Annotated in this window: 17 protein-coding genes; 10 read left to right on the forward strand and 7 right to left on the reverse strand. The window is 70.5% G+C overall.

Features of this window, described 5'->3' with window-relative positions:
- The first annotated feature begins 4 nt into the window (after positions 1-4).
- The 5 genes from MQN93_RS26865 to MQN93_RS26885 all read left to right on the forward strand — a co-directional run bounded on the left by MQN93_RS26865 (position 5) and on the right by MQN93_RS26885 (position 6,561).
- Entirely contained in the window at positions 5-1,714 is a 1,710-nt protein-coding gene (locus tag MQN93_RS26865) for a thiamine pyrophosphate-dependent enzyme (RefSeq protein ID WP_242711582.1), read from the forward strand.
- A 20-nt stretch (positions 1,715-1,734) separates the two neighbouring features.
- Positions 1,735-2,805: an Ldh family oxidoreductase gene (locus MQN93_RS26870; protein WP_242711583.1), complete on the forward strand. Its 1,071-nt coding sequence runs from the start codon at positions 1,735-1,737 to the stop codon at positions 2,803-2,805.
- 45 nt (positions 2,806-2,850) lie between these two features.
- Positions 2,851-3,573, forward strand: coding sequence for a response regulator transcription factor (locus MQN93_RS26875; RefSeq protein ID WP_242711584.1), 723 nt, complete (start codon positions 2,851-2,853; stop codon positions 3,571-3,573).
- Between the two features lie 76 nt (positions 3,574-3,649).
- Entirely contained in the window at positions 3,650-5,056 is a 1,407-nt protein-coding gene (locus tag MQN93_RS26880; RefSeq protein ID WP_242711724.1) for a sensor histidine kinase, read from the forward strand.
- Positions 5,057-5,220: 164 nt separating this feature from the next.
- Entirely contained in the window at positions 5,221-6,561 is a 1,341-nt protein-coding gene (locus tag MQN93_RS26885) for a DUF3500 domain-containing protein (protein WP_242711585.1), read from the forward strand.
- On the opposite strand, the gene MQN93_RS26890 is transcribed toward MQN93_RS26885, so the two are convergent.
- From MQN93_RS26890 to MQN93_RS26900, 3 genes are all read right to left on the reverse strand, one after another.
- Positions 6,544-8,052, reverse strand: a complete 1,509-nt coding sequence (locus MQN93_RS26890; RefSeq protein WP_242711586.1) for an amino acid permease — start codon at positions 8,050-8,052, stop codon at positions 6,544-6,546. The two genes, MQN93_RS26885 and MQN93_RS26890, sit on opposite strands and share 18 nt — an antisense overlap.
- 166 nt (positions 8,053-8,218) lie before the next feature.
- Entirely contained in the window at positions 8,219-8,632 is a 414-nt protein-coding gene (locus MQN93_RS26895; protein ID WP_242711587.1) for an arsenate reductase ArsC, read from the reverse strand.
- Positions 8,629-9,021, reverse strand: coding sequence for an ArsR/SmtB family transcription factor (locus MQN93_RS26900; protein ID WP_037781336.1), 393 nt, complete (start codon positions 9,019-9,021; stop codon positions 8,629-8,631). The genes MQN93_RS26895 and MQN93_RS26900 overlap by 4 nt, the downstream gene beginning before the upstream one ends.
- Positions 9,022-9,126: 105 nt before the next feature.
- On the opposite strand from MQN93_RS26900, the gene arsM reads away from it, so the two are divergent.
- Both arsM and MQN93_RS26910 read left to right on the forward strand, forming a co-directional pair.
- Entirely contained in the window at positions 9,127-9,876 is a 750-nt protein-coding gene (gene arsM / locus MQN93_RS26905; RefSeq protein WP_242711588.1) for an arsenite methyltransferase, read from the forward strand.
- 276 nt (positions 9,877-10,152) lie between these two features.
- A complete protein-coding gene (locus tag MQN93_RS26910; protein WP_242711589.1) occupies positions 10,153-12,543 on the forward strand; it encodes a M4 family metallopeptidase in 2,391 nt (796 codons plus the stop codon).
- Between the two features lie 86 nt (positions 12,544-12,629).
- Here the strand turns inward: MQN93_RS26910 and MQN93_RS26915 are convergent, their stop codons facing one another.
- The 4 genes from MQN93_RS26915 to MQN93_RS26930 form a co-directional block, all read right to left on the reverse strand.
- Complete coding sequence (locus tag MQN93_RS26915) at positions 12,630-13,832, reverse strand: glycoside hydrolase family 64 protein (protein ID WP_242711590.1); 1,203 nt, start codon at positions 13,830-13,832, stop codon at positions 12,630-12,632.
- Positions 13,833-14,069: 237 nt separating this feature from the next.
- On the reverse strand, positions 14,070-14,825 hold the full coding sequence (locus MQN93_RS26920) for a dienelactone hydrolase family protein (protein ID WP_242711591.1): 756 nt from the start codon (positions 14,823-14,825) through the stop codon (positions 14,070-14,072).
- A 119-nt stretch (positions 14,826-14,944) separates the two neighbouring features.
- Complete coding sequence (locus MQN93_RS26925) at positions 14,945-15,565, reverse strand: L-threonylcarbamoyladenylate synthase (RefSeq protein ID WP_242711592.1); 621 nt, start codon at positions 15,563-15,565, stop codon at positions 14,945-14,947.
- 9 nt (positions 15,566-15,574) lie between these two features.
- On the reverse strand, positions 15,575-16,072 hold the full coding sequence (locus MQN93_RS26930; protein ID WP_016433045.1) for an FBP domain-containing protein: 498 nt from the start codon (positions 16,070-16,072) through the stop codon (positions 15,575-15,577).
- An 84-nt stretch (positions 16,073-16,156) separates the two neighbouring features.
- Here MQN93_RS26930 and MQN93_RS26935 point away from each other — a divergent pair, with 84 nt between their 5' ends.
- The 3 genes from MQN93_RS26935 to MQN93_RS26945 all read left to right on the forward strand — a co-directional run bounded on the left by MQN93_RS26935 (position 16,157) and on the right by MQN93_RS26945 (position 19,607).
- Positions 16,157-16,732, forward strand: coding sequence for a TetR/AcrR family transcriptional regulator (locus tag MQN93_RS26935; protein WP_242711593.1), 576 nt, complete (start codon positions 16,157-16,159; stop codon positions 16,730-16,732).
- Between the two features lie 20 nt (positions 16,733-16,752).
- A complete protein-coding gene (locus tag MQN93_RS26940; RefSeq protein WP_242711594.1) occupies positions 16,753-17,937 on the forward strand; it encodes a GDSL-type esterase/lipase family protein in 1,185 nt (394 codons plus the stop codon).
- Between the two features lie 137 nt (positions 17,938-18,074).
- Positions 18,075-19,607, forward strand: coding sequence for a helix-turn-helix domain-containing protein (locus tag MQN93_RS26945; RefSeq protein ID WP_242711725.1), 1,533 nt, complete (start codon positions 18,075-18,077; stop codon positions 19,605-19,607).
- The last annotated feature ends 81 nt before the right edge of the window (positions 19,608-19,688 follow it).

Consider the following 19,688-nt stretch of genomic DNA (forward strand, 5'->3'; position numbering starts at 1 on the left):
CGAGATGACGGACACCCAGCACACGTCGGGCACCGACGGCGGCGACGCCGTCGTGTCCGCCTTCAACGCCGTCGGCGCCGACCACATCTTCTGCTCCTCGGGGTCCGAGTGGGCCCCGGTGTGGGAGTCCCTGGCCCGGCACCACCGGGACGGAATCCCCTGCCCCGACTATCTGGACCTCACGCACGAGACCGTCGCCGTCGGCATGGCCACCGGGTACGGGCTCCTCGCGCGGCGCCCGCAGGGCGTGCTCCTGCACGCGGCCCCCGGCCTGCTGCAGGGCTCCATGGCCGTGCACGGCGCGCTGCTCGCCGGGGTCCCGATGGTGGTCGCCTCCTCCGAGTCGACCACCTACGGCGACGGGCCCGGCCCGGACCCTGGCGGTCAGTGGTACCGCAACCTGTCCATCGTGGGCGGCCCGCACGGCGTCGCCCGGCCGTTCACCAAGTGGTCCAACGAGGCCGCGAGCGTGCACACCCTGCCCGCGATGATCACGCGGGCGGCGGAGCTGTCCTGGCGGGCGCCCGCGGGACCGGCGTATCTGAACATCCCGCTGGAGATCCTGCTGGAGGAGTGGGACGGCCGCGAGTCCGGACCCGTGGTCGCCCCCGGCTCCACGCACAGCTCGCCCGAAGAGGTCGATCTCGTCGCCCGGTTGATGCGCGGGGCGGTGAACCCCGTGATCGTCACGGAGACGGCCGGGCGTGAGACGGGCGGCTTCGAGGCCCTCGTGGCCTTCGCCGAGGCATGGAGCATCCCGGTCGTCGAGCCCGACTCGGCGGTGTGCGCCAACTTCCCGCGCACCCACCCGCTGCACGCCGGCAGCGACATCGGCCCCTGGATGGACGAGGCCGACCTGATCCTGCTCGTGAACTGCCGTGCCCCCTTCTACCCGCCGTCCCGCCGTCCCGCCGAGGCAAAGGTCGTGGTGATCGATGAAGTGCCGCAACGCCCGCATGTGGTCCACCAAGTGCTCTTCGCGGACCGCTACTTGGAAGGCGACGTCGCCAACACCCTGCGCCAGCTGACCAAGCGGGCCAAGGAACTCGACGAGACCGTGGTGAGCGCACGCCGCGCGGCCCAGGAAGAGCGGCACGCCGCCGAACAGGCCGCCGTCGCGGCCGCCGAGGCCAGGGCGACGGACGCCGAGGGCATCGACCCGGTACTGGTCGCCGCGAGTCTGCGCAGGCTGCTCGACGGCAGGAACGGCATCGTGGTCGACGAGACGATCACCCACAGCCGTGTCGTCAAGCGCCATCTGCAGACGTCCGAGCCCGACTCGTACTTCTATGTGCAGGGCGGCCTCGGCCAGGGCATCGCGGTCGCCCTCGGCGTCAAACTCGCCGCCCCCGAGCGCCCGGTGGCGCTCACCATCGGCGACGGCGCCTTCACCTACAACCCGGTCATCCCGTCGTACGACGCCTCCAAGGCGTACGAACTGCCGCTGCTGATCGTGGTGTTCAACAACCGTGTCTACCAGTCGATGAATCTCAACCACCGCCGCTTCTACCCCGACGGGGCGGCCGCCGAGACGGGGGAGTGGCTCGGCACCGATCTGCACCGGCTGCCCCGGCTCGCCGCCTTCGCCGAGCCGTTCGGCCTGCACACCGAGACCGTCGACACCCCGGACGCGCTCGCGCCCGCCCTGGAGCGCGCCCTCAAGGCCGTGACCGAAGGCACCACCGCTGTCGTCGACGTCCTCGTCACCCGCTGACCCTGGAGCAACCCGCCACCATGTCCGAGAACCCGTCCCAAGTCCTGGTCCCCGCAGCGGAGTTGCGCACCTTCTCCGCCGCGCTTCTGGAGAAGGGAGGCCTCAGCGCCGAGCACGCCCGCACCACCGCCGACGTCTTCGTCTGGGCCGCGCAGCGCGGCGTCGACTCCCACGGCATCGCCCGCGTCCCCGCCTATCTGGACCTGCTCGCCAAAGGCGTCGCCAACGCCCGGCCCGAAATGGCGATTGCGTCGACGACCCCCGCCGCCGCCGTCCTCGACGCCGACCGTGCCCCCGGCCCGGTCGCCCTGAGCGCGGCCGCTGACGAAGCGGTACGGCGGGCGCGACAGACCGGCACCGCCACCGTGGGCGTCCGGCGCACCGTGCACACCGGTGCCATCGGCTACTACGTCTCGAAGATCGCCGAGCAGGGCCTGATCGGCATCGGCTTCGTGGCCGGCATGCCCAACATGGCCTACACCGGCGTCAAGGGCGCCGCCGTGGCCACCAGCCCCCTCGCCGTCGCCGTACCGGCGCGCGACCACGCGCCGCTGCTCCTCGACATGGCCACCGCCACCATCGCCCTGGGCAGGATCCGCCAGGCGAAGGCGAGCGGCACCCCGCTGCCCGAAGGTGCGGCCGCCACCGAGGACGGCACCCCGACCACCGACCCGGACAAGGCGGTCCTGCCGCTCCCGCTGGGCGGCGCCAAGGGTTCCGGCATGTCACTCGCCTTCGAGCTGCTCACCAGCGTGCTGGTCGGCGCGCCCATCTTCTCCGCGTTCCACTCCGACGACCCGGCCGGGCGCAAGCACCGCCAGAACGCCCTGCTGATGGCCCTCGACCCGGCCGCCTTCGGGGACGCGGACGCCTTCACCACGGACGTCGACACCACCCTCGCCACCCTCAAGGACCTGCCGGTGGCCGACGGCGCCGACGGCGTCTTCTACCCCGGCGAACGCAGCGCCCTGGTGGCCGACGAGCGTGGGGCGCGGGGCATCCCCGTAACCCCGAAGCTGTGGCGCGAACTGACCGAACGTGCCGGGCAGTTGGGTGTGCCGCTGCCGGACGCGGCCGACCGGGCGCTCTGACTCGGGGCACAGGCCCCGCACAGTTCGGCATGGCATCGTCGCCCCATGTCCGCAAGTGCTGTGGCCCGTAAGGCCGGGGTTCGTGTGCTCATCGTCGATGACGAGCCCGAGCTCACCGAGCTGTTGTCGGCGGCCGTCGCCGAGGCGGGGTGGCGGCCGTTCACGGCGGAGGACGGCCGGGGCGCGCTGCGGGTGACACGGGCCTGCGCGCCGCACGTCGTCGTGCTCGACGGCATGCTCCCCGACGTGGACGGGGTGGAGGTGCTGCGCCGCCTGCGGGGCGAGAACGCGAAGGTGCCGGTGCTCATGCTCACCGCGCGGGACGCGCTGGAGGACCGGATCGCGGGCCTGTCGGCGGGCGCGGACGACTATGTGACCAAGCCGTTCTCGCTGGAGGAGGTCATGCTCCGGCTGCGCGGGCTGCTGCGCCGCGCCGGGGCGGGCGAGGAGGCGTACGACGACGGACCCGTACGGGTGCTGGGCGACCTCGTGGCCGCCGAGCGGACGCGGGAGGTGCACCGCGGCGGGACCCCGGTCCCGCTCACCGCCAAGGAGTTCGACCTGCTCTGGTTCCTGCTCGGCCACCCCCACCAGGTGCTGAGCAAGGCGCAGATCCTCGACCACGTCTGGAACGCCTCGTTCGACGGGGAGGGCAATCTCGTCGAGGTCTACGTGTACAGCCTGCGCGCCAAGATCGACAAAGGACGGCCGTCGATGATCCGCACGGTGCGTGGCGTCGGCTATGTGATCAGGGCCGCGGAGGACTGAGATCGAGGCCTACGACCGCACCGGTCGGCCGGGGCGCTCGCTGCGGGCCCGACTGGTGTTCTTCATCTCCGTGACGATGGTCGTCGTCTGCGGGGCCATGGCCCTGACCACGGTGGTCGTCCAGCGCGCCCATCTGCTGGCGGACCTGGACCAGCGAGTCACCGACGCGGCCGAGCGCAGCCAGGGCGGTCTGCAGTACAGGACGGGCGGCGCGACCGACCTGGGGTTCCTCGACGAGCGCGGACAACCGGTCGGAACGCTCGCCGCCCGCTTCGACGACGACGGACGGGTCATCGCCGCCGAGGTGGTCACCGGCGACGGACGCCGGAAGGTCCTCTCCGCCTCCCAGCGTGCCGCCCTCGCCGGGATCGCCCCGGACGGCTCGCTGCACACGCGCACCGTCCCGGACCTGGGCACGTATCGGCTCACCGCCCTCGCGGGCGACGGCGTTCCCGTGCTGGCCGGGCTGCCCATGGACGACGTCCAGCGCATCATCGACGACCTCGTCGTGCTGGAAGCCGTGATCACCGCGCTCGGACTCGCCGTCGCCGGCGGGGTGTCCGCGGTGGTCGTCCGGCGTCAACTGCGGCCGCTGGCACGGGTGGCGGCCACCGCCGTCGAGGTCGCACGCGTACCGCTGGACCGGGGCGAGGTCGGCGCACTCACGCGGGTCCCGGCCGGGGACACCGACCCCGGCACCGAGGCCGGGCAGGTCGGCGCCGCACTCAACCGACTGATCGACCACGTCGAGCACGCGATCGCCGCACGTCAGCAGGGAGAGGAAGGCATGCGTCGGTTCCTGGCCGACGCCAGTCACGAACTGCGCACACCGCTCGCGTCGATCGCCGGGTACGCCGAGCTGATGGACCGCGGCAGCGAGCGGATCGACCCCGAACTGGCCTGGCGGCGGGTCTCCGCCCAGTCGGCGCGCATGTCGGGACTGGTGGAGGACCTGCTGCTGCTCGCCCGCCTCGACGAGGGACGGCCCCTGCAAAGGGCGGAGGTGAACCTGGCGACCCTCGTCGCCGAGGCCGTATGGGATGCGCGGGCCGCGGGCAGCGATCACGAGTGGCAGCTGGCGCTGCGCCTCGACGGCGGCCCGGCAACGGTGGTCGGCGATGCGGCGCGGCTGCATCAGGTGGTGGCCAATCTGCTGGCCAACGCCCGTCTGCACACTCCGGCGGGCACCAGGGTCACGGTCGTCGTCGAGGCGACGGTCGCGGACTGTGTGATCCGCGTCCAGGACGACGGACCCGGCATTCCCGCGGACCTCCTCCCGTCGGTCTTCGAGCGCTTCACCCGGGGCGACATCTCCCGCAACCGTGCAACCGGCGGCTCCGGCCTGGGCCTTGCCATCGCCGCGGCCATCACCCAGGCCCACGGCGGGCGCATCGAGACGAGCAGCGGGCCGGGACACACCGAGTTCGCCGTACGTCTGCCGGCCGCTGGGCACACGTCCGTGGCGCCGGCCCCCGAACTCTAAGTGTCTGCACAGAAGCCCAGTTCAGGGCGGCGCCGACGGTTCGATGCGCCTGTTTTCGCACCACGTCCGGGCTCCGACTTCAGGTGTGCCTCAGCTCGGTCCGCGACAGTCGTGACACCACGGCGGTCCGGCAGGGACACGCCACGACGAAGGGAAGCGCGACGATGACCGAGCTCGACGCCGCAGAGCCGACCGACCGGGAGCCGCACTCCGACGCCGGCCGCAGCGCCCACGCGAGCCGCCGCACCTTCATGCGCAAGGTCTTCTTCGCGAGCGGCGCCACGGCGGTGGTCACGATGGGCGGAGCCGGCGCCTGGGCCGCGATGGCCGACGACACCACGGGCACGGCCGACGCATCGGCCACTCCCGTGCCGAGCGGCGTCCCCAGCGGCGGCCCGGGCGGCGGTGCGGGCGGACCCGGGAACCAGTCGATCACCGAGGAGTTCTTCGGGCTGACGACCGACGGCAAGCGGATCGACGACCTGTTCACCATCCACTCCACCAAGGTCGACACCGCCCCGGTGATCTCCGCGGCCGAGGCGTTCCTCGCCGGGCTCTCCGACACCCAGAGGTCCTCGACCCAGTTCACGGTCCACTCCACCGAGTGGCGGCTGTGGAGCAACGTCGACTCCTACGAGCGCCAGGGCGTCTCCCTCGCCGACCTGAGCGACGATCAGAAGGCGCTGGGCACCGCTCTGTTGAAGGCGGCGCTGAGCGCGGACGGTCTGGAGACCACGGAGAAGATCCGCAGGATCAACCAGGCGGCGGGCGAGGCGATCGGCAACACCGACTCCTTCAACGAGGACGCCTACTACTGGACCGTGATGGGCACACCGTCGGACAGCGAGCCGTGGGGCTTCCAGTTCGACGGCCACCACCTGGTCCTCAACTACTTCGTCCTCGGCGACCAGGTCGTGATGAGCCCCTGCTTCTGGGGCTCGGAACCCACGTCCATGAAGATCGACGGCGAGACGGTCACCGTCTGCCACGAGGAGGTCCTCGCGAGCCTCGCCTTCATCAACTCCCTGACCGAGGCGCAGCAGAAGGTCGCCATCGCCTCCTCGACCAAGTCCAACGAGTCCATGAAGGCCGGCGCCTTCGCCGACAACGCGGTCCAGGCGTACGAAGGCATACAGGGCAGCGCCCTCACCGGCGCCCAGAAGGCGAAGCTCCTCGGCATCGTCGAGGCCTTCGTGGGGCGGGCGAGGGCCGACGCCGCGCAGGTGCGGTTGGCCGAGGTCCGCAAGCATCTCGACGACACCTTCGCCACCTGGTCGGGCGGCACCGCGGACGACGCCGCCTTCTACGTCCGGGTGCACAGCCCCGTGGTGTGGGTCGAGGTGGACTGCCAGGCACCGGGCCCGCTCGCCGGCGCCTACGGCGCCACCCAGGGCAGCGGTCCGACGCAGATGCACGTCCACTCCGTCATCCGCACCCCGAACGGCAACGACTACGGAAAGGAACTCCTGCGGCAGCACTACCTGACCTCACCCCACCACCGGTGAGGGACTGTCACTGGCGCTGCCACCGGCCGCCGTCAGCCGGTAGGCGCGGCGACCCCGGGTGATCCAGGTCAGCCAGGCCAGCAGCAGCGCCAGGGCGAGGGTGACACCGGCGTAGTTGAAGGACTCGGCGGTGATCGGGGCCGACTGGGGCAGACAGAAGACCACCGTGATGACGACGACGTAGGCGACGGCGACGACACCGATCGGCCGTCGCCAGCGTCCGAGACTCCACGGCCCCGGTCGGTACCGATCGCCCTTGCGCAGGGCGAGGAAGACGGGGATGCCGTAAGCGGGGATCATGCCGACCGCGTTGATCGCGGTGATGGCGCCGTAGGCGGCGGGCGACCACAGGGCGGGCAGGGCGAGCACGAACGGGACGCAGATCGCCAGCCATACGGCCGGTACGGGGGTCCTGGTCCGGCCGCTGACCCGCCGCCAGGTCCGCCAGCCCGGGAGGGCGCGGCTGCGGGAGAAGGCGTAGATCATGCGGCTCGCGGCGGCGACCTCGGCGTTGCCGCAGAACAACATGGCCACGATCACGACCAGCAGCAGGGACTTGGCGCCGCCGGTGCCGAGGACGTCGAGGAAGATCTGCGCGGGCGGCACGCCGGTCGCGGTGTTCCGGGTGGCGTCGTAGTCCTGGATGGCGGCGAGCATCCCGGCGAGCAGGACGAAGCCCGCGATCCAGGAGACGGTGACGGCGTGGACGATGCCCCTGGGGGCGGACGTCTGCGCCTCGGTCGTCTCCTCGGCGACGTGGGCGCTGGCGTCGTAGCCGCAGAAGGTGTAGCCCGCGAGCAGGGCGCCGATCAGGCAGACGTACAACGGGCTGGTGAAGCCGGTGTCGTTGTTGAAGTGGGTGAGGACGAACCGCGCCGAACGGTGCTGGTCGGGGGCGAGAGCGAGGGCGCCGACGATGACGGCGACGCCGGCCAACTGCCACCAGACCGAGATCGAGTTGAGCACGGTGACCAGACGCACGCCGCGCAGGTTCAGCAGACCGTGCAGCAGCAGGATGCACCCGAAGACGACGAGGGTGGTGGTGACGGTCGGCGTCACGTCCCACTGCAGTTGCGCGAAGGCGCCGATGAAGGTCGCCGCACCGTAGTCGATCCCCGCGATCGCGCCCAGCAGGCCCAGCAGATTGAGCCAGCCGGTGGTCCAGCCCCAGCGGGGGCCGCCGAGCTTGTCGGCCATGAAGTACGGTCCGCCGCTCGTGGGGTAGGCGGAGACCACATCTGCCAGGGACATCCCGACGAGCAGCGTCATGAAGCCGATGACGACCCAGCTGCCGAGCATGACCGCGGGACCGCCGTGGTCGAGGCCGTAGCCGAACAGGCTCATGCCGCCGGCCAGGATGCAGATGACGGAGAAGCTGATCGCGAAGTTCCCGAACACGCCCATTCTGCGGGCGAGTTCGGCCTTGATGCCGAGCCGGGCCAGGACGGTGTCGTCCTGACCCGGCGGTGGTGCCGCTGCACTGCGAGACATCACGAATCCCCCGGAGTCGACGATCGTGCCTTCCCCATGTGTGTTCCCCGTGGGACACGTGATGACTCGTCAGCAGCCTGGGGCCGCTGGTACGAGGAGCCTCGCCCTGGCCCGCAGGTGCGGCGCCCAGCCGGGACCGACCTCACGATGCACACAAGCCGTCTCCTCAGCCCGGTGCGATCTCCGAGATCAGTGCTCGCACCAGCGCTTCGATCGCGTCGCGGATCGTGCGTACCGCGTCGATGCCCTGTCCTGCGGGGTCGTCGAGCTGCCAGTCGAGGTACCGCTTGCCGGGGAAGACCGGGCAGGCGTCGCCGCACCCCATGGTGATCACGACGTCGGAGGCCTGGACGGCTTGTGCGGTGAGGATCTTCGGGGTGCCGGCGGAGATGTCGATGCCGATCTCGCGCATCGCGTCGACCACGGCCGGGTTGACGGTTGCGGCGGGGGCGGAGCCGGCGGAGCGGACGTCGACGCGGCCGCCCACGAGGTGTTCGAGGAAGGCCGCGGCCATCTGGGACCGGCCCGCGTTGTGGACGCAGACGAACAGCACGGAGGGGCGCGAAGGCCGGTCGTTCACGAGGGAAGCCCTTCCGGTGGAGCGCCGGCCGCGGTCCGCGCGGTGGTGAGGAACCCCGCGAGCCGGTCCAGGACACCCGGCAGCACCCAGTAGTAGACCCAGGTCCCACGGCGCTCGCAGTCGATGAGTCCGGCCTGCCTCAGGAGCTTGAGGTGGTGGGAGACGGTCGGCTGGGACAGGTCGAAGGCCGGGGTCAGCTCGCACACGCAGACCTCGCCGCCCTCTCCCCGCGAGGCGATCATCGACATCAGCCGCAGCCGGATCGGGTCGCCCAGGGCCTTGAACACCCTGGCCAGCTCGACCGCCCGGTCCTCGTCCAGCGGCGCGGCGGACAGCCCCGGGCAGCAGGCGCCGTCCTGGCCGATCACCACCAGCTCTTCGTTCGTCATGAACTCTATATTGACGTTCATCGATCCAAGGCGCAAGCTTGCATTGATGAACGTCAATACAGGCCGTCTTGGGGCGCAGTGCGCCCCTTCATCCAGGAGTGCGTCATGACCGATCAGAGCACCGACCTGAGGGAAACCGTCCGCCAGAGGTACGCGGCGGCAGCCATGAAGGTCACCGTCGGCGGCACCGCCTGCTGCGGTCCCGAGCCGGTCGAGACCGACGAGAACTTCGGCTCGACCCTGTACGCCGCGGACGAGCGCGAGGCACTGCCCGCGGAGGCCCTCGCGGCCTCCCTCGGCTGCGGCAACCCCACCGCCGTCGCCGAACTGCGCACGGGCGAGCGCGTTCTGGATCTCGGCTCGGGCGGCGGGATCGACGTCCTGCTGTCCGCCCGCCGCGTCGGCCCCACCGGCAAGGCGTACGGACTGGACATGACGGAGGAGATGCTCGCCCTGGCCCTCGCCAACGCGGCGAAGGCGGGCGTGACGAACGTGGAGTTCCTCAAGGGCACCATCGAGGCCGTCCCGCTGCCCGCGAACACGATCGACGTCGTCATCTCCAACTGCGTGATCAATCTGTCCACCGACAAGCCGGCCGTCTTCGCCGAGACCTTCCGGGTGCTCAGGCCCGGCGGCAGGCTCGGCGTGTCCGACATCGTCGCCGACGACACGCTCACCCCCGACCAGCGGGCCGAGCGCGGCGACTACGTCGGCTGCATCGCCGGCGCCCTGTCCTTCTCGGAGTACCGCCAGGGCCTGGAGGCCGCCGGCTTCACGGACATCGAGATCACACCGACCCAGCCGGTCGCCGACGGCATGCACTCCGCCGTCGTCCGCGCCGTCAAGCCCGCCTGACCCGATCCGACCTGCCCTCAAGTCCCAGGCATCCAGGGTTGCTTGGGCCACCGACCCTAGGTCTTGCCGCCGCATGCAGGGATAACCCTAGAGTGCCCTGCAGGCGGCTGACATGACCTGGTCAAAGCTGTCATTCTCCGTTCAACCGCCGCACCCACCCCCCACGTTCTCACCAAGCTGTGCCGGTCTCGCACAGCTCTGCTTGTCCCGGTCAGTACACCCGTCTGCCCGGTCTGTCATGGCCGCCCCCACACGGCCACAGCAGTAGGAGAACGAGTGAGACGCAACCCCCGCATCCGGACCGCGGTCGGAGCCCTGGTCTCCACCGCGGCCTTCCTCGCCCTCGGCATCCAGTCCGTGCCGGCGAACGCCGAACCCGCGGCATCCCATCCCAGCCCGCTGCGCACCGGCGGCCTGGAGATGAAGCTGACCGCGGCGCAGCACAGCGCGCTGCTCAAGAGCGCGCAGGAGAAGACCTCGGCGACCGCCCGCTCGATCGGGCTCGGCGCCAAGGAGAAGCTGATCGTCAAGGACGTCGTCAAGGACAACGACGGCACCGTGCACACCCGTTACGAGCGGACCTACGCCGGTCTGCCCGTCCTCGGCGGCGACCTGGTCGTGCACACTCCGCCCGCCTCCCTGGCCAAGGGCACGGTGAGCACGACCTTCAACAACAGGCGCACCATCAAGGTCGCCTCGACCACCGCGACCTTCAGCAAGTCGGATGCCCGGACCAAGGCCCTCAAGACGGCCAGGGCCCTCGACGCCGAGCAGCCCTCCGCCGACAGCGCCCGCAAGGTGATCTGGGCGGGCGACGGCACCCCGGAGCTCGCCTGGGAGACGGTGGTCGGCGGGCTGCAGGACGACGGCACACCGAGCCGGCTGCACGTCGTCACCGACGCCACCACCGGCAAGGAACTCGGCCGGTACCAGGACATCAAGACGGGCACCGGCAACACCCAGTACAGCGGTGCCGTCACGCTGAACACCACGCTGTCCGGCTCCACTTACCAGCTGTACGACACCACGCGCGGCGGCCACAAAACGTACAACCTCAACCGGGCCACCTCGGGCACCGGCACCCTGATGACCGACTCCGACGACGTCTGGGGCACCGGTTCGGGGTCCAACACGCAGACCGCCGGCGCGGACGCGGCCTACGGCGCCCAGGAGACCTGGGACTTCTACAAGAACACCTTCGGCCGCAGCGGCATCAAGAACGACGGCGCCGCGGCCTACTCCCGGGTCCACTACAGCAGCGGCTACGTCAACGCCTTCTGGGACGACAGCTGCTTCTGCATGACCTACGGCGACGGCTCCGGCAACACCCACGCGCTGACCTCGCTGGACGTGGCCGGGCACGAGATGAGCCACGGCGTCACCTCCAACACCGCGGGCCTCAACTACACCGGGGAATCGGGTGGGTTGAACGAGGCGACCTCCGACATCTTCGGCACCGGTGTGGAGTTCTACGCCAACAACAGCAGTGATGTCGGCGACTACCTCATCGGCGAGAAGATCGACATCAACGGCGACGGTTCGCCGCTGCGTTACATGGACGAGCCGAGCAAGGACGGCGGCTCCGCGGACAGTTGGTACTCGGGCGTCGGCAACCTCGACGTGCACTACTCCTCGGGTCCGGCGAACCACATGTTCTATCTGCTCTCCGAGGGCAGCGGCACCAAGACCATCAACGGCGTCACCTACGACAGCCCGACGTCCGACGGCGTCGCGGTCGCCGGCATCGGACGGGCCGCGGCCCTGCAGATCTGGTACAAGGCGCTGACGACGTACATGACGTCCAGCACCAACTACGCCGGAGCCCGCACCGCCGCCCTCAACGCGGCCGCCGCGCTGTACGGCACCAACTCCGTCCAGTACGCCGGGGTCGGCAACGCCTTCGCCGGCATCAACGTCGGCAGCCACATCACCGTGCCGGCCAACGGTGTCACGGTCACCAACCCGGGCAGCCAGTCCTCCACCGTCGGCACGGCGGTGAGCCTGCAGATCTCGGCCAGCAGCACCAACGGCGGTTCGCTGTCGTACGCCGCGAGCGGACTGCCCGCGGGTCTGTCGATCAACAGCTCCACCGGTGTGATCTCCGGTACGCCGACGACGGCCGGTACCTACAGCACCACCGTCACGGTGACCGACAGCACCGGCGCCAAGGGCACCGCCTCCTTCAGCTGGACGGTCAGTACCAGCGGTGGCGGCTGCACCTCGTCCCAGCTCCTCGGCAACCAGGGCTTCGAGTCGGGCAACACCGGCTGGACCGCGACCAGCGGTGTCATCACCGACGACAACGGTCAGGCGCCGCACGGCGGTTCGTACTACGCCTGGCTGGACGGCTACGGCACCACGCACACCGACTCGCTCTCCCAGTCGGTGACCGTCCCGGCCGGCTGCAAGGCGACGCTCACCTTCTATCTGCACATCGACACGTCGGAGACGACCGGCAGCACCGCCTACGACAAGCTGACGGTCACCGCCGGGTCCAGGACACTGGCGACGTACTCGAACCTCAACGCCGCCTCGGGCTACGCCCAGAAGTCCTTCGACCTGTCCTCACTCGCAGGCACCACCGCCACCCTGAAGTTCAGCGGCACGGAGGACTCCTCGCTGCAGACCAGCTTCGTCATCGACGACACGGCCCTGACGACCAGCTGATCCGGCACGCGGCATTCCCCACATGAAACGGCCCTCACCCCGCACCGGAGCGGGGTGAGGGCCGGCATCTGCCGGTTCGGCGTCTGTCAGTTCAGCGGGTCGAGCGTCAGAGAGGCCTTCTGCGGGTTGCCGTCGTGGACGAGGGACTCGTGGTTGCCGACGTCGTCGAAGGCGAACGCGTAGGCCTTGCCGTCGGCCATCTGCGCGTGGATGTTCTTGGCGTACTGGTTGGTCACGGAGTCCTTGTAGAAGTCCGCGTCCGAGGAGTCCGGCTGGTTGGGGTTGGTCAGGAGGGTGGAGCGGTTGAAGGCCGCGCACAGGGTCCGCGAAATCGGCCCGCGCACCTGGTCGTTGGGGGCGTCGAGCAGCTTGTGGCACCCGAAGATGCTGTCCGCGTCGGGCTTCTGGAAGGTGGTGACGACCGAGCCCGAGCCGTCCGTGAAGTTCATGACGTCGCCCGAGACCTTGCCGAAGTACTTGGTGTCGGGCTGGTCGGTGAACGGCGTCACGGTCAGCGTCTCCGACGCGTACTTCTGCCAGACGCGGTTGACGTAGTCGTCCATCACGGTCTTCGGCAGGGCGCCGGTCTCCATGCCGTACCCGGGCGCCAGCGCACGCAGCACCGAGCCGTCGGACCCGGTCTGGATGAGCTTGTCCCAGCCGCCGCCCTGGCTCTTCAGCGCGTTGAAGAAGCCGTTGTAGCCGCCCGATTTGAGGTGACCGGTGGTGGCCGTGCTGCCGTCGGAGCGCTGCAGGCCGACCGCGTAGGGCGCGGAGAACATGTCCACCTGGGTGCTGTTGAGCCACAGGCCGGAGTCGTTCAGCGTGTACTCGGACCAGTTGAACAGCGTGTCGCGGTTGGGGTCGCTGGGGTTCTGCACGGCCGGCTGCACCAGACCGCCCTCGGCCAGCCGGAAGTCGAGCTTCTTGCCGTACGAGAAGTAGATGCGGCCGGAGAACTTGGGGATCTGGATCGTCTTCGACTGCCCGGACGCCGGCCCGGCGATCGACGCGTCGGGCGCGGGAGTCGGCGGATTGCCGCCCGCGGGCCATGCGTGGAACGTGCCGTCGGCGTCCGCCCAGCCCTGTTTGCCCGACGACAGCTGGGTGCCGAGGGTGTAGACGTAGACCGGCTCGCTGCGACCGGAGTTGTTGGTGAGTTCCAGGGGGATGGTGTCGGGCACCGCGGCGTCCGCGGACGAGGGCGAGTGGAGCGCCAGCGCCCCGGCGATCAGCGCTGCTGCCGCTGCCGGGACCAGAAGCCGGTACTTGACTTTCCTTGCGTGCACGCGCACCTCCGTGGGGGGTTCAACACTTGTGGGGGGATGGCCCTCGAAGGTGGTCCGGACCACCTTTGAGAGCGCTCTCAAACTGACACTGAGGCGCGAGCATGTCAATAAGTTGAACGATGAGCGAGGTGAATGGCGACGCCCGCGGGTCCGACCCGCGGGCGTAGGAGCCTGTTTGTCCGTCAGAAAGACGCGTTGAAAAGACGGGCCGAGCAGGCCCGGCCGGAAACGTGCGGTTCAGAAGGTCCGGTCGAGGAGGTCGAGCAGAGCCGCCCAATGCCGCTCGTCGGCCTCCTTGTTGTATTCGGCCGTGTCCGCCTGCGTGTACCCGTGGTGCGCGCCGGAGTAGACCTCGCAGCGGTGCCGTACACCCGCCTTCGTGAGGGTGTCCTCCAGGAGCTGCTGCTGCTCCGGTGGCATGGAGCCGTCCTCGTCGGCGTGGGCGAAGTAGAGCTCGGCGGTGACGTTGCCTGCCACCAGGTGCGGGCTGTCCGGTGCGTCGGTGGCGAGCCGGCCGCCGTGGAAACCGGCCGCGGCGGCGACCCGGTCCGGGTAGGAACCGGCCGTCAGCAGCGCGAGACGAGCACCCATGCAATAACCGGTCAGCGCGACCGGGCCGTCGGCGGCCAGGGGCGAGTCCGCCAGCCACTGGAGGTACGCGCCCGCGTCCCGCTTGGCGAGGTCCGGGGTGAGCGCCTGCATCACCGGGCCGATCTTCTGGAAGATCTCCGGCCGCGCGGACACGTCGATGAACTCCGGGAGGTCGAAGACCGGCGTGCGGCCGTGCCGGTAGAAGACGTTCGGCACCAGGACCGCGTAGCCGGATCCGGCCAGCCGGTCAGCCATCGACCTCAGATGCGGACGCAGTCCGAAGGCGTCCTGGTAGAGCAGTACGGCGGGGTGGGCGAGGCCGTCATCGGGATGCGCGAGATAGGCGTCGGCGACGCCGTCCGCGGTGGTGATGTCAACGGCTGTTCCCTGTACGGAGGTCATGGGGGCTGCCTCTCTGCGCGCGCGGCGCCGACGTGCTGTGCGGCCCGACGGGCCGGGTGCGAACATCGTTGCACGTACCATCGACCCGCCGGAAAGGACCCCCGCCCAACCGGAACGGCCTATTCGAAGCGCGTGGTGTCCCCGGCCCCGCGCCGTACGATCTCGGCCTCGCCGTCCGAGAAGTCGATGACCGTCGTCGGTTCGGTGCCGCAGTCCCCGGAGTCGACGACCGCGTCCAGCACATGGTCGAGACGGTCCTTGATCTCCCAGCCCTGGGTCATCGGCTCGTCCTCGTCGGGCAGGAGCAGCGTGCTGGACAGCAGCGGCTCGCCGAGCTCGGTGAGCAGGGCGTGGGTGACGACGTGGTCGGGGATGCGCACGCCGACCGTCTTCTTCTTGGGGTGCTGCAGCATCCGCGGCACCTCCCTCGTCGCCGGCAGGATGAAGGTGTAACTGCCGGGCGTCGACGCCTTGATGGCGCGGAACACGTCGTTGTCGACGCGCACGAACTGGCCGAGCTGTGCGAAGTCCTGGCAGACGAGGGTGAAGTGGTGCCGGCTGTCCAGGTGGCGGATGGACCGGATCCGGTCGATGCCGTCACGACTGCCCAGCCGGCAGCCCAGCGCATAACAGGAGTCTGTCGGGTACGCGATAAGGGCGTCGTCGCGGATGCTCTGGGCGATCTGGGAGATGGCACGCGGTTGGGGGTTGTCGGGGTGCACGTCGAAGTACTTCGCCATTCGGCGAGCTTATGCCGTACCGACCTTGGCGACGAACGCGGCGACGTTCGCCACGGTCCGCCGGATCTTCTCCTCCAGCGTGATCGTCTCGTGCAGCCGTGCACCGACTCCCGCGTCCCTCTTGCCCCGCACATACAGGGAGCAGGCGAGATCGCTGCAGATGTAGGCGCCCACCGAGTTGCCCTGCTGCCCGGCCTTCCCCGCCTTCGGCGCCACCATCAGGGAGACGCCGCCGGAGTGGGTGGTCAGGCACATCGAGCACATGCTGCGCCGCTGCTGTCCGACGGCGGAGCTCGCGGCGCGCAGGGCGACGGCCCTCGCCCGGCCGTCGTCCCCCGTGGTGACGAGGTAGGCGCGGCCGGGCGCCTGGGGGTCGCGCCAGCCGAGGAAGTCCAGGTCCTCCCACGGCTGCTCGGTCAGGTCGCGCGGGACGGACAGGCGCTTCGCCTCGCCCTTGGTGCAGTTGATGAAGGCCGCGCGGATCTCGCGCTCGGTCAGCGGTTCCATAACCCCAAGGTAATTTGCCTAAAGAGTTTAGGCAAACGCATAATGGGTTCTGGTCGAGGTCGTGGCCGGAGAGAGGTGAGGCGGATGCGCGCAGGGCTGACCACGGAGCGTGTGGTGCGGGCGGGTGCGGAGCTGGCGGACGAGGTCGGCTTCGACCGGGTGACCGTCTCCGAGGTCGCGCGGCGGTTCGACGTCAAGGTCGCGAGCCTGTACTCGCATGTGAAGAGCTCCCAGGATCTCAAGATCCGTATCGCCCTGTTCGCCCTGGAAGAGCTCGCCGAGCGGGTCGCCGACGCCCTCGCCGGCCGGTCCGGAAAGGACGCCCTGGCCGCCTACGCCAACGCCTACCGCGACTACGCCAGGCAGCACCCCGGCCGAGCGGACGCCGCCCGGACGCGACTGGACCACGAGACCGCGCTCGCCAGTGCGGGCGTCCGGCACTCCGAGATGACGCGCGCGATCCTGCGCGGCTACGACCTGGCCGAACCGGAGCAGACCCACGCCGTCCGGCTGCTGGGCGGCGTCTTCCAGGGCTACGTCAGCCTCGAAATGAGCGGCAGCTTCAGCCACAGCGCCCCCGACCCGGAGGTGAGCTGGGCACGCGTCCTCGACGCGCTCGACGCACTGCTGCGCAACTGGCCCACCGACCCCGCCCGCTGACCGTGAGGCCGAGGACACCCATGCACACCACGTACGACTGGATCACCACGCCCCTCACCGCGAGCCTGCTGCGCGGCGCCATCGACGTGGAGCGGACCGAGCGCGGTCTGCTCCCGCACCGGCTCCCCGCGTGGGCGCGCGCCCAGTGCACCGATCCGCAGCTGGCCATGGCCGAGTCCCAGCCCTCCGGCGTACGGCTGGCCTTCCGCACCCGCGCGACGGCGATCGAACTGGACACCGTGCCCACCAAGCGCCTCTACGTCGGCGCCCCGTCCCGTCCCGACGGCGTGTACGAGCTCCTCGTGGACGGCCGCCCGGCCGGCCGGGGCAGCGTCAAGGGCGGTGACACCGTCACCATCGACATGACCGCGGGAACCGCCGAGGTCCGATCCGGCGCCGTGGGCACGCTGCGCTTCACCGGCCTGTCCGACGAGGCCAAGAACGTGGAGATCTGGCTGCCGCACAACGAGACCACCGAACTGGTCGCCCTGCGCACCGACGCCCCGGTGAAGCCGGCCCCTGCGTCCGGGCGCAAGGTGTGGCTGCATCACGGCAGTTCGATCAGCCACGGCTCCGACGCCGCGGGCCCCACCACCACCTGGCCCGCCTTCGCCGCCTCGCTCGGCGGCCTGGAACTGATCAACCTCGGGCTCGGCGGCAGCGCCCTGCTCGACCCGTTCACCGCCCGCACGATGCGCGACACACCCGCCGACCTCATCAGCGTCAAGATCGGCATCAACCTCGTCAACACCGATCTGATGCGGCTGCGCGCCTTCACCTCCGCCGTCCACGGCTTCCTCGACACCGTCCGGGAGGGTCACCCCACGGCACCCCTGCTGGTCGTCTCGCCCATCCTGTGCCCCATGCACGAGGAGACGCCCGGCCCGACCGTCCTGGACTTCAGCACCCTGGGCGACGGCAGGCTCCGGTTCCACGCCATGGGTGATCCCGCGGAGCGTGCCGACGGGAAGCTGACCCTGGGCGTCATCCGGGACGAGCTGTCCCGCATAGTGACGCAGCGGGCGGCCGAGGACCCGCACCTGCACTACCTCGACGGCCGTGACCTGTACGGGGAGGGCGACGCCGTGGAACTGCCGCTGCCCGACCAGCTCCACCCGGACGCCGCCACCCATGTGCGGATGGGCGAGCGGTTCGCCCGGCAGGTGTTCAGCGCGGGCGGGGTCTTCGCCGACCGGCGCGTCTGAGACGTCCACCTCCTCGCCGCCACCTCGCCTCCTCCGTGCGGTCCGGACGCCGTACTCGTGTCACCACCGGGCACACGTGAGGTAACGTCCCCGACCGATATGCCGAGGTCGATGTGATGGACGAGGAGAAGGCCGAAATGGGTGCCGGAAAGGACGGGGCCGGCCGTGCGCAGGTGACGGATGCCGAGAGCGCGAGGTGGGCGCGGGAACTGCTCGACCATCTCCGGCCGACCAGCCGCGACATCCGCCGGCTGGTGGGCTGGCTCGCCGACATCGTGGGCGGGACGGCCTGTCTGCAGGACGACACCGGACACGTCCTCGCCGGAACGCCGACACCGCTGGACGAGCACCTCGTCGCGGACCTTGTCTCCGGCCGTGTCGCCTCCGCCGCCTGGGACGACGAGGGGCGCCATCTGCGGCTCGTCGGAGTGCGGCAGCCGCAGCTCGCCGCGGCCGGTGTGCTGGCGGTCTCCCGGACCGCCCCCTTCGACCGGCGGGCCGCCGACATCGTCACCCACACCGCCCAGGTCGTCGAACTCCTGCTGAGGGTACGTGAGTCGAGCGAGGCCGGACGGCGGCTGCGGCGCGCGACCTCCGATCTGCGCCTCGCCATCCTGCAACTGCTGATGGTCGAGGACACCGTCTCGGCCCGCCGCGTCGCCGCCGGCCTGTGGCCCGGTCTGCTCGACACCGACACCGCCTGCGTCTACGTCCTCGAGAGCAGCGCCCAGGAACGCGACCACATCGCGGAAGAGTGTCTGACCGCGACGGACGAGCGGGCCCTGGTCGTACGCTGCCCCGCCGTCGATGCCCATGTCATCGTCGTCGCTCCCCATGACGCCGGCGCCGGAGACCTGCGGCTGCTGGTCGGGCGCCGGCCCGGCACCTACCTCGGCGGCAGCGCCCCGCAGAGCCTGGTGCGCACCGCCACCGCCTACGGCCAGGCCGTCAGCGCGCTGGCCGTCGCCCGCTTCCGGCCCGACCAGCAGGCCGTGTACGCCGAGCGCACCCACCCCGAGCGCCTGATGGATCCGGCGGTGCTGCTCGACTGGACGGTGAACGTCCTGCGTCCGCTCGACACCCTGGCGTACCACACCAGGGCCGAACTCCTCGCCACCACCAGGCTCGGCCTGGAGTTCACCGCGGTGAACGCGGCCAAGGTCCTCGGCGTCAGCCGCAACACCGTCCGCGCCCGCATGGACCGGGTGGAGGCCCTGCTGCACACGGACTTCTCCGACCTCGTCGCGCGCGCCGTCGTCCACCTCGCGCTCAACACCCGGGTCGGTCTGTCCGAGGAAGCGCCCGAGGCCGGCCCCGCCGGGACGGCCCGGGCACGGCTCGCCGACCTGCTCGCCGGTCCCGCACTGCGTACCTGGGCACAGGGCCTGCTCGGCCGTCTGGAGGGCGACGCCCGCGATCTGCGACGTACGCTGCGCACCTGGATCGCGGCCGGGGGCAACGCCGAACGCGCCGCCAACATCCTCGGTGTCCACCCGCAGACGGTGCGCGACCATGTGCGCAGCGCGGAGCCCGTTCTCGAACGCCAGCTGCTCGCCTCGGGCAGCGATCTCTACGAGGTCGTGCTCGCCCACCTGGCCCTGGGCGAACTCGCCCAGCCCGAACTGCACCCGACGAACCAGGACCTTCCGGACTCAACTGTGCACGGGTGAGTCCCGCGGACTTCTCAGCGGGCACGGACGCGGTTCACAACATGTCCACTCGCCACGTAGTTTCGACGAGCCGCGGGGGCA

This window comes from Streptomyces spinosisporus (genome assembly GCF_022698145.1).
Taxonomy (GTDB): domain Bacteria; phylum Actinomycetota; class Actinomycetes; order Streptomycetales; family Streptomycetaceae; genus Streptomyces; species Streptomyces spinosisporus.

Excerpts from the sequence above, each read along its gene's own strand:
- MQN93_RS26885 (WP_242711585.1), top strand. The coding sequence starts at position 5,221 with ATGACCGAGCTCGACGCCGCAGAGCCGACCGACCGGGAGCCGCACTCC.
- MQN93_RS26920 (WP_242711591.1), bottom strand. The coding sequence starts at position 14,825 with ATGACCTCCGTACAGGGAACAGCCGTTGACATCACCACCGCGGACGGC.
- MQN93_RS26935 (WP_242711593.1), top strand. The coding sequence starts at position 16,157 with ATGCGCGCAGGGCTGACCACGGAGCGTGTGGTGCGGGCGGGTGCGGAG.
- MQN93_RS26940 (WP_242711594.1), top strand. The coding sequence starts at position 16,753 with ATGCACACCACGTACGACTGGATCACCACGCCCCTCACCGCGAGCCTG.
- MQN93_RS26925 (WP_242711592.1), bottom strand. The coding sequence starts at position 15,565 with ATGGCGAAGTACTTCGACGTGCACCCCGACAACCCCCAACCGCGTGCC.
- MQN93_RS26890 (WP_242711586.1), bottom strand. The coding sequence starts at position 8,052 with ATGTCTCGCAGTGCAGCGGCACCACCGCCGGGTCAGGACGACACCGTC.
- MQN93_RS26865 (WP_242711582.1), top strand. The coding sequence starts at position 5 with ATGACGGACACCCAGCACACGTCGGGCACCGACGGCGGCGACGCCGTC.
- MQN93_RS26870 (WP_242711583.1), top strand. The coding sequence starts at position 1,735 with ATGTCCGAGAACCCGTCCCAAGTCCTGGTCCCCGCAGCGGAGTTGCGC.
- MQN93_RS26930 (WP_016433045.1), bottom strand. The coding sequence starts at position 16,072 with ATGGAACCGCTGACCGAGCGCGAGATCCGCGCGGCCTTCATCAACTGC.
- MQN93_RS26875 (WP_242711584.1), top strand. The coding sequence starts at position 2,851 with ATGTCCGCAAGTGCTGTGGCCCGTAAGGCCGGGGTTCGTGTGCTCATC.
- arsM (WP_242711588.1), top strand. The coding sequence starts at position 9,127 with ATGACCGATCAGAGCACCGACCTGAGGGAAACCGTCCGCCAGAGGTAC.
- MQN93_RS26945 (WP_242711725.1), top strand. The coding sequence starts at position 18,075 with ATGGGTGCCGGAAAGGACGGGGCCGGCCGTGCGCAGGTGACGGATGCC.
- MQN93_RS26900 (WP_037781336.1), bottom strand. The coding sequence starts at position 9,021 with ATGACGAACGAAGAGCTGGTGGTGATCGGCCAGGACGGCGCCTGCTGC.
- MQN93_RS26880 (WP_242711724.1), top strand. The coding sequence starts at position 3,650 with ATGGTCGTCGTCTGCGGGGCCATGGCCCTGACCACGGTGGTCGTCCAG.